Source organism: Bradyrhizobium sp. SHOUNA76 (assembly GCF_023006445.1).
Classification (GTDB): domain Bacteria; phylum Pseudomonadota; class Alphaproteobacteria; order Rhizobiales; family Xanthobacteraceae; genus Bradyrhizobium.
Genome location: NZ_JALBHA010000299.1, coordinates 1 through 8,062, shown reverse-complemented (window position 1 = coordinate 8,062; position 8,062 = coordinate 1). Strand labels below are relative to the sequence as shown.

Genomic DNA, 8,062 nt, shown 5'->3' with positions numbered 1-8,062 from the left:
GCCGGCATCTCCTACGCCTGCCGCCCGCTCGGCGCGATCCCGGTGGATGCAGCCGGCTCGCTCGGCGAGATGGCGCGGCTGCACGACCTCAGCGTCGTGGTCCAGCCCGATCCGGTGCAAGCCTCGTTCGACAACGACGTGCCGCGCGAGATCCTGTTCCAGGCGGGCGGCCCGGTGCTGTTGCTGCCCTACACCTTCCAGGGAGCTTTCAAGGCGGGGCGAATCGGCATCTGCTGGGACGGCAGCCGCCTCGCCGCCCGCGCCGTGCGCGACGCAGCACCGTTCCTGGCGCGCGCCGATGAGGTCGTGATCATCACCATCAACGAGGCCCGCGCGGTCCCTGACGAAGCTTCAGCGGGCGGTCTGGCAAGACATCTCGGCCGGCGCGGACTGTCGACCCGCACGGTCGGCCTGTCGGCGACGCGCGCCGACATCCAGCCCACCATCCTGTCGCTGGCGGCCGACGAGGGCCTCGATCTCCTGGTGATGGGCGGCTACGGCCATTCGCGATTGCAGGAGCGCGTTCTCGGCGGCGTCACCCGCGCCATGCTGGAAGCCATGACGGTTCCGACGCTGATGTCACATTGAGCCGGGCTCGGCCCCGTCACGCCGCGACCGGGGTCTCCCATGTCGCGGGCGCTGCGGCGCCCTCGTCGTGTGGCGCGTTGCAGGCGTCGAAATGCGCCTTGAGTTCGACCTCGGCGAGATATTCGAAATGTTCGGCCTGGCCGAGGAGTTCCCAGTTCTGAAGCGGCCGGTAGGCCGCCTGCTGGCGACAGAGGGACGCCAGCGCCCGGTAGCGACGTACGTTCTCCATGAGACCCTCCCTCGCATTCACAAGGTTTATTGCCCCTATTTGCGTCAGGCCGATGGCGGTTGTGCAAAAGATTTGCTGCGCCCGTCGCGCGCCTGCTCTCGGCTCCGCTGGTAGGAAATATATCTCCGAGCCAAAGTTCCAAACGGTGTGGACTGACGCGCGGAATCCCGCCACCAGATCCAGGGGCTAGGCGTAGAGCCGGCGCTCCACGGTCACGCCGACCAGGTCGAGATAGCGCTCGATCAGGTCGGGCCGGCCGACCAGATAGCCCTGCATCTCCTCGCAGGCCTCGCGCACCAGGAAGGCACGCTGCGCTTCCGTCTCCACCCCTTCGGCGATGACCGGGATATTCAGGGCGTGCGCGAGGCTCAGGACCGCGCGGACAATCGCGGCCGATTGCAGCGTCGCCTCGAGATTGGAGATGAAACCGCGATCGATCTTGATCTTGTCGAACGGAAACGACTGCAGATAGGACAGCGAGGAATAGCCGGTGCCGAAATCGTCCATTGCGATGCGGACGCCCAGCGCCTTCAGCCGCCGCAGCAGATCGAGCGCGCGGGTGAAATCGCCGATCAGCACACCCTCGGTGATCTCGACCTCGAGCCGCGTCGGGGCAAGCCCCGTCTCCAGCAGGATCCGGTGGATCGAACGTTCGAGATCGCCGGCCTGGAACTGGACCGGCGACAGATTGACGGCGACCTGCAGCGGCCGCGGCCAGGATGCCGCCTCGCGGCACGCTTCGCGCAAGACCCATTCGCCGATCTGGACGATCAGCCCGTTCTCCTCGGCAAGCGGAATGAACTGATCCGGCGGCACGAAGCCCCGCGTCGGGTGGTTCCAGCGCAGCAGAGCCTCGAAGCCGATCACCTCGCCATCCACTCGCGCCTGCGGCTGGAAATAGACCAGGAACTGGTTCTGCTCCAGTGCCTGTCGCAGATCGTGCTGCAACAGCCTGCGATCGCGCAGCTCCCGGTCCATCTCGGACTCGAACAAGCGGACCCGCCCCCTGCCCTCGCGCTTGGCACGATAGAGCGCTGCATCGGCGTTGGCGAGCAGCGTGGCGGCATTCACGCCGTCATCCGGATAAAACGCGATGCCGATGCTGAGGCCGACATGGGGAAGGTAGTCGTCGACCTCGAGCTCCTTGCCGATGGTCTCGACCAGGCGCTCGGCGAGCGCCAGAACCTCCTCACGCCTGATGTCGTCGGGCATCAGGATCATGAACTCGTCGCCGCCGATACGAGCGACGAAGGCGCCGTCGGTCTCCGCGGCAAGCCGGTCCGCTGCCGTCCGCATCAGCATGTCGCCGACGGGATGGCCGAACACGTCGTTGACCTCTTTGAAGCGGTCGAGATCGAGGCTGAGCACGGCAAAACTGGTCGCCGCCTCCTGCGCCCGCTCCAACCGCTCGCCGAGCGCGGCGTTGAAGGCGCTACGGTTCGGCAGGTCGGTCAGCACGTCATGATGCGCGAGGTGACTGATGCGTTCCTGGGTGTTGACGCGCTCGGTGACGTCCTCGATCACGCCGACCAGATATTGCGGATCGCCGGCATCGTCGGTGATCAGCATCTTTCGCGAGTTGACGACCCGGTCGTGACCCTTGACGCCGATTTCGAGCAGATGCTCCTCGAGGAACATCGGCATCCCGCTGGCAACGACCCTGCGGTCTTGCTCGTTGACCATGCGGGCGACATCTGCGGGGAATATCTCGTCGGGAGTCCTGCCCAGCATCTGCTCGCGTTGCAGGCCATAATAGCTCTCGCCGGCGCGGTTGAGCAGGATGTAACGGGAATCCTTCGCGCACTTCGCGAATACGGCGATCGGGATGTTCTCGACGATGGCGTCCAGGAACTCACGGGTCCGCAGCAGGTCTTCCTCGACCTCGTCGTGAGTCTGCACACGTGCGTCGATCATCCGCTGGCGCTCGCGATCACTCGCCTCATAGGCTGCGCTGACGAGCTCGCCCAGCTTGGCGAGGTCGACCTGTCCGGCCGCGTCGGTGGCGCAACGAAGCTGCTCGGCGAACAAGCGATGCATACTCATGCCATCGCTCCACGCCGCATGCAGGCCTCATGCCCGCAGATATCCTCGATCCGCATCCCCGCGCTCTCTAGCGTTTCTCAATCGAAGATTGCGGCGCATAGCGTTGCTCGGGAGTTAATCGAGCCTTCGTCTCCGGCGCATTGGTTACCCCGGCCTGAAGAGGCGAGCATTCCTGCGCGATATTCTCCGTGGAACCCCGGAGACAAGTGACACGATGCTGGCACAACCGGAACCGCGCCGTCTCCGATAGTGTCCCTTGGTCTAGCGGATGCGCGCGCCTTCACCGAGGCGCATCGGATGCGCGGCATTGTCCTGCAGCTTCGGAACCCGGCCGGCCTCGGCGGCGACGCGAATGGCGGCGATATTGGCCGCATATTCGGCAGCGCTTTTGCCGCGAAACACCGCGGAACCCGCCACCAGCGTATCGGCGCCCGCCGCCGCCACCGCAGCGGCATTATCACGCGTGATGCCGCCGTCGACCTCGAGCCGGATCGGCCGGTCGCCGATCATGGTTTTGATCCGTTCGATTTTCTCGAGCTGGGATTCGAGGAAGGATTGGCCGCCAAATCCCGGATTGACTGTCATCACCAGCACGAGATCGATGCGATCGAGCACATAGGCGATCGCGCTCTCGGGAGTGGCCGGACACAGGCTGACGCCGGCCTTCTTGCCGAGCGCACGGATCGCCTGGAGTGAGCGGTCGAGATGCGGGCCGGCTTCGGCATGCACCGTGATGACGTCGGCGCCTGCCTTCGCGAACGCTTCGAGATAGGGATCAACAGGCGCGATCATCAGATGAACGTCGAACACCTTCTTCGTCAGCGGACGGATCGCCTTGATGACGTCGGCGCCATAACTGATGTTGGGGACGAAATGCCCGTCCATGATGTCGCAATGGATCCAGTCGGCGCCGGCCGTGTCGATTGCCGCGATCTCCTCGCCGAGGCGCGCGAAATCCGCGGCCAGAATCGACGGAGCGATGATGATCTCTCTGGTCATGGCTTTGCACTCCCCGCATCGGCGCCGCCGCTGAAGACGCGGCTCGCCAGGACGTCTATGGGATCGATGGTTTCGAGGTCGGCGACATCGAGCATGCGGTCGAGATCGGACACCAGGCGATCGGCCTGCCGCAGCCGGATGCGGTCGACGGCGTTGCGGATCGAGCGCGCATTGGAGAAGAACGGCTGCGTCCGGCGCAGCGCGATGTATCTCTCGAACGCCTCGCGCGCCGCAGCCGAGAGGCGATAGCCGCGCTCCTTCAACATCAGTTCGGCGATGACTAGCAGCTCAGCTTCGGCATAGTCCGGAAATTCGATGTGATGGGCGATGCGCGAACGGAAGCCGGGGTTGGAGGCGAAGAAGCTCGTCATGCGCTCGCCGTAGCCGGCGAGGATCACGACCAGGTCGTCGCGCTGGTTCTCCATCACCTGGAGCAGGATCTCGATCGCCTCCTGGCCGTAGTCGCGCTCGTTGTCGGGGCGATGGAGATAATAGGCCTCGTCGATGAACAACACGCCGCCCATCGCCTTCTTCAAGATCTCCTTCGTCTTCGGCGCGGTGTGGCCGATGTATTGACCGACGAGATCGTCGCGCGTGACCGAGATCACCTGCCCGCGCCGCACGAAGCCGAGACCGTGCAGGATCTTGGCCATGCGCAGCGCCACCGTGGTCTTGCCGGTGCCGGGATTGCCGGTGAACGACATGTGCAGCGTCGGCGGCGCGGAGGCCAGGCCCGCGCGCTGCCGGATGCGTTCGATCAGCAGCAGCGAGGCGATCTGGCGCACGCGGTTCTTCACCGGCTTCAATCCGACCAGCTCCTGCTCGAGCTGCTGCAGCGTGTCGGTGATCCCGGCAGCTTCGGCTTCCTTGCGGAGATCGAAACTGGTCTCGCTGGGCTCAGTCGTGGTTGCGTGGGGAACGTCCAGCATAGCTACCCTCGAAGAAAAGAGCTTCGCCGCCGGGAGCGGCGAAGCAGTGGTCCGCCAAGGATGCGGAGCAGGGAGAGCTCCGCGCGGAAGCGGATGGCTTTAAGTTGACGCGTGCGTGGCCGGCCTTCGCACGGTGGTGTACCGGATCGCGCGGCCGCCGACTTCCTGCCGCACCAGCTCGAACTCCGCCTCTTGCGGCGGCCGGTTGACGAGGAAGGAGATCCGCACCGACTCCCAGCCATGGCTGGAATCGAAGCCGCTGATGCGGATGTAGCGGTCGCCATACACCCTGCGGCACTCCGCGAGCTCCATCATCACGCCGGCGGCGTCCTGAAGGTCGAACATCGGCAGGCCCCACATTTCCCAATAGGTATTGCGGGGATGGGGATCGTCGGTGAACTCGATGTTCACCGCCCAGCCATTGGTCAGGCAATACTGCACCTGCTTCGTGATCTGATCGTCGGTCAGATCCGGCAGGAACGAGAAGCAGCCCTGGGTCAGTTTCATCTCATGTCTCCTCAAACGGTTTCCAGCGCGGTCGGCACGAAGTCCGGCGTGTCGGTGGATTGATAATTGAAGGTGACGTCCTTCCAGACCTCGAGCGCCGCCTTCAACGGCGTGCAGGTCTCGGCCGCCCGCGCCAGGATCTCCGGACCTTCATGGACGTAGTCGCGGCCCTCGTTGCGGGCGAGGATCATCGCTTCCAGCGCCACGCGGTTGGCGATCGCGCCGGCGGCGATCCCCATGGGATGGCCGATGGTGCCGCCGCCGAACTGCAGCACGACGTCCTCACCGAGCAGATCGAGCAGCTGATGCATCTGCCCGGCATGGATGCCGCCGGAAGCCACGGGCATCATCTTGTTCAGGCTCGCCCAGGGCTGATCGAAGAAAATTCCATGTTCAAGCTTGGTCGGGTTGAAGTCTTCGCGGCAGACATCGTAATAGCCGCGCGTGGTGTTGGGATCGCCTTCGAGCTTCCCGACCACCGTGCCGGCATGGATATGGTCGACGCCGGCAAGGCGCATCCACTTGGCGATGACGCGGAACGACACGCCATGGCTCTTCTGCCGCGTATAGGTCGAGTGACCGGCGCGATGCAGATGCAGGATCATGTCGTTGCGGCGCGCCCACTTCGCCATGGACTGGATCGCGGTGTATCCGATCACGAGGTCGATCATGACGATGCACGATCCGAGCTCCTTGGCGAACTCGGCACGCTCGTACATGTCCTCCATCGTGCCCGCGGTGATGTTCAGGTACGTGCCCTTCACTTCCCCGGAGGCGGCCTGCGCGCGGTTCACGGCTTCCATGCAGTACAGGAAACGATCGCGCCAGTGCATGAAGGGCTGCGAGTTGATGTTCTCGTCGTCCTTGGTGAAATCGAGCCCGCCCTTCAGCGCCTCGTAGACGACGCGGCCATAGTTGCGGCCCGAAAGCCCGAGCTTCGGCTTCACCGTCGCGCCCAGCAGCGGCCGGCCGAACTTGTCCAGGCGCTCGCGCTCGACCACGATGCCGGTCGCCGGCCCCTGGAACGTCTTCACATAGGCGACGGGGAAGCGCATGTCTTCGAGCCGCAGCGCCTTCAACGGCTTGAAGCCGAACACGTTGCCGATGATCGATGCCGACAGGTTTGCGATCGAGCCCGGCTCGAACAGATCGAGATCATAGGCGATGTAGGCGAAATACGAGCCCGGCGTGCCCGGCACCGGATCGACGCGGTAGCATTTTGCGCGATATTTCTCCGCCGCGGTCAGGCGATCGGTCCACACCACGGTCCAGGTCGCGGTCGAGGATTCGCCGGCGACAGCGGCCGATGCCTCGATCGGATCGACGCCCTCTTGCGGCGTCACACGGAACAGCGCGATGACGTCGGTGTCCTTTGGCGTGTAGTCGGGCTCCCAATAGCCCATGCGCTTGTATTCCATCACACCGGAGCGATAGCGCTCTTTGCCGCGGACCGTGCCTGCATGTGCGTTCATGTCTCTCTCCTGCTCTTCTCTCTCTGAATGATTAGGCCGCGACCGGTTCGCGAGCGCCGATGCGCGGATCGAGGTCGCCGGCGCGGTAACGCCGCGCCATTTCGCTCAAGGGGATGACCTTGATCTTGCTGGCGTGGCCCGCCGTGCCGAACTGCTCGAAACGCTCGCGGCAAAGCTCACGCATCGCGTCCATCGCGGGCTTCAGGAACTTCCGTGGGTCGAATTCGGAGCGCGTTTGCGCCGCGACCTTGCGGAACACCGCGGTCATCGCGAGACGACAATCGGTGTCGATGTTGACCTTGCGTACGCCGCTCTTGATACCGCGAACGATCTCCTCGACCGGCACGCCCCAGGTCTGAGGCATCTCGCCGCCGAACTGGTTGAACATGTCCTGGAGCGGCTGCGGCACCGAGGAGGAGCCATGCATCACCAGATGCGTGTTCGGCAGGCGGCGATGGATCTCCTCGACCACGCGCATCGCCAGGATGTCGCCATCCGGCTTGCGGCTGAACTTGTAGGCGCCGTGCGAGGTGCCCATCGCGATGGCAAGCGCATCGACCTTGGTGGCACGAACGAAGTCGACCGCCTGGTCGGGATCGGTCAAGAGCTGGTCGTGACTGACCTTGCCCTCGACGCCGTGGCCATCCTCCTGCTCGCCGCCGCCATGCTCGAGCGAGCCGAGCACGCCGAGCTCGCCCTCGACGGACGCGCCGACCCAATGCGCGAGATCGACGACGCGTCGGGTGATTGCGACGTTGTAGTCGTAATCGGCCGCCGTCTTGGCATCGGCTTTGAGCGAGCCGTCCATCATGACGGACGTGAAGCCGTGGGCGATGGCGGACGCGCAGGTCGCTTCGTCATTGCCGTGGTCCTGATGCATGCAGAGCGGAATGTCGGGATAGGTCCGCTCCAGCGCATCGATCATGTGCGAGAGCATGATATCGCCGGCGTAGCTGCGGGCGCCGCGCGAAGCCTGCATGATGACGGGCGCGTCGACCTCGGCCGCCGCCTGCATGATCGCGATGCCCTGCTCCATGTTGTTGATGTTGAACGCCGGCACCGCGTAACCATGGCTGGCGGCGTGATCGAGCAATTGGCGAAGGGTGATACGGGCCACGAGAAGTCCTCCTTATTGTCTCTTGCGTGCGATCGCCCGGCGGGCGGCTTCCGCAATGCTCTGCGGCGTGATGCCGAATTCGCGGTAGAGCACGGGCGCCGGCGCCGAGGCGCCGAAGCCGCGCATGCCGACGAACTCGCCCTCAGTGCCGATCCAGCGCGACCAGTCACCCTGCACA

At 64.8% G+C, this 8,062-nt stretch carries 9 protein-coding genes; 1 reads left to right on the top strand and 8 read right to left on the bottom strand.

The window, feature by feature from the left end; translation table 11 throughout:
- Positions 1 to 588 (top strand): universal stress protein (locus tag MOV74_RS25110; RefSeq protein WP_246928777.1); only part of this gene is annotated, 588 nt, incomplete at its 5' end.
- Positions 589 to 604: 16 nt separating this feature from the next.
- On the opposite strand, the gene MOV74_RS25105 is transcribed toward MOV74_RS25110, so the two are convergent.
- The 8 genes from MOV74_RS25105 to MOV74_RS41295 all read right to left on the bottom strand — a co-directional run.
- Positions 605 to 817, bottom strand: coding sequence for a hypothetical protein (locus tag MOV74_RS25105; protein WP_246928775.1), 213 nt, complete (start codon positions 815 to 817; stop codon positions 605 to 607).
- A gap of 186 nt (positions 818 to 1,003) precedes the next feature.
- Complete coding sequence (locus MOV74_RS25100) at positions 1,004 to 2,860, bottom strand: bifunctional diguanylate cyclase/phosphodiesterase (protein WP_246928773.1); 1,857 nt, start codon at positions 2,858 to 2,860, stop codon at positions 1,004 to 1,006.
- A 261-nt stretch (positions 2,861 to 3,121) separates the two neighbouring features.
- Positions 3,122 to 3,859: a ribulose-phosphate 3-epimerase gene (gene rpe, locus MOV74_RS25095; RefSeq protein WP_246928765.1), complete on the bottom strand. Its 738-nt coding sequence runs from the start codon at positions 3,857 to 3,859 to the stop codon at positions 3,122 to 3,124.
- Positions 3,856 to 4,788 carry a CbbX protein gene (gene cbbX, locus MOV74_RS25090; RefSeq protein WP_246928763.1) on the bottom strand — a complete coding sequence of 311 codons (933 nt, stop codon included), beginning with the start codon at positions 4,786 to 4,788 and terminating at the stop codon, positions 3,856 to 3,858. The genes rpe and cbbX overlap by 4 nt, the downstream gene beginning before the upstream one ends.
- 99 nt (positions 4,789 to 4,887) lie before the next feature.
- The gene (locus MOV74_RS25085) at positions 4,888 to 5,295 is read right to left on the bottom strand and encodes a ribulose bisphosphate carboxylase small subunit (RefSeq protein ID WP_246928761.1); all 408 of its coding nucleotides are present in this window, start codon (positions 5,293 to 5,295) and stop codon (positions 4,888 to 4,890) included.
- Between the two features lie 11 nt (positions 5,296 to 5,306).
- Entirely contained in the window at positions 5,307 to 6,767 is a 1,461-nt protein-coding gene (locus MOV74_RS25080) for a form I ribulose bisphosphate carboxylase large subunit (RefSeq protein ID WP_246928758.1), read from the bottom strand.
- A gap of 31 nt (positions 6,768 to 6,798) precedes the next feature.
- Positions 6,799 to 7,884 carry a class II fructose-bisphosphate aldolase gene (gene fba, locus MOV74_RS25075; RefSeq protein WP_246928756.1) on the bottom strand — a complete coding sequence of 362 codons (1,086 nt, stop codon included), beginning with the start codon at positions 7,882 to 7,884 and terminating at the stop codon, positions 6,799 to 6,801.
- A 12-nt stretch (positions 7,885 to 7,896) separates the two neighbouring features.
- Positions 7,897 to 8,062, bottom strand: a 166-nt coding sequence (locus tag MOV74_RS41295; RefSeq protein ID WP_404979167.1) for a transketolase-like TK C-terminal-containing protein, incomplete at its 5' end; no start/stop codon positions are given.